Annotated in this window: 1 protein-coding gene; it reads left to right on the forward strand. The window is 76.5% G+C overall.

Annotated elements, in window-relative coordinates; all coding sequences use genetic code 11:
• On the forward strand, positions 1 to 1,025 hold a 1,025-nt coding region (locus tag AE652_RS40990; RefSeq protein WP_049661036.1), incomplete at both ends, for a polyketide synthase.

The following is a 1,025-nucleotide window of genomic DNA, read 5'->3' on the forward strand; positions in this document are numbered from 1 at the left end:
CTGGACCCGGCGGGCCTGCGCGGCACGGCCGTCGGCGTGTTCTCCGGCGTCATGTACCACGACTACGCCACCGGTCTGCGAAGCGTGCCCGCCGGGCTCGAAGGCTTCCTCGCCACCGGCACCTCCGGCTCCGTGGCCTCGGGCCGGGTCGCCTACACGCTCGGCCTGGAGGGGCCCGCGATCACCGTCGACACCGCCTGCTCCTCCTCGCTGGTCGCCGTCCACCTGGCCGCCCAGTCGCTGCGCAGCGGCGAGTCCACGCTGGCGCTGGCCGGCGGCGTCGCGGTGATGTCCCAGCCCTCGCCGTTCGTGGAGTTCTCCCGGCAGCGCGGCCTGGCGACCGACGGGCGCTGCAAGGCCTTCGCGGACGCCGCCGACGGCACCGGCTGGGCGGAGGGCGTGGCGGTCCTCGTCCTGGAGCGGCTGTCGGACGCCCGGCGGCTGGGGCACGAGGTGCTGGCCGTGGTCCGGGGTTCGGCCGTCAACCAGGACGGCGCGTCCAATGGCCTCACCGCGCCCAACGGGCCCGCCCAGCAGCGGGTGATCCGGGCCGCGCTCGCCAACGCCAGGCTGACGGCCGCCGACGTCGACGCCGTCGAGGCGCACGGCACCGGCACCCCGCTGGGCGACCCGATCGAGGCGCAGGCGGTGCTGGCCACCTACGGGCAGGGCCGTCCGGCCGAACAGCCGCTCTGGCTGGGGTCGTTGAAGTCCAACATCGGCCACACCCAGGCAGCCGCCGGCGTCGCCGGCGTGATCAAGATGGTCGAGGCGCTGCGCCACGGCGTGCTGCCGCGGACCCTCCACGTGGACGCGCCGACCACCCAGGTCGACTGGTCGGTCGGGGAGGTGCGGCTGCTGACGGAGGCCCGGCCGTGGCCGGCGGCCGACCGCCCGCGCCGGGCCGCCGTGTCGGCCTTCGGGGTGAGCGGCACCAACGCCCACGTCATCCTGGAGGAGGCGCCCACCGCAAAGCCCGCCGCCGAGCCCACCGCCCCCGAGCCCGACGCCGTCCCCTGGCTGCT

The sequence above is a fragment of the Kitasatospora sp. MY 5-36 genome, from assembly GCF_001182915.1.
Classification (GTDB): Bacteria; Actinomycetota; Actinomycetes; order Streptomycetales; family Streptomycetaceae; genus Kitasatospora.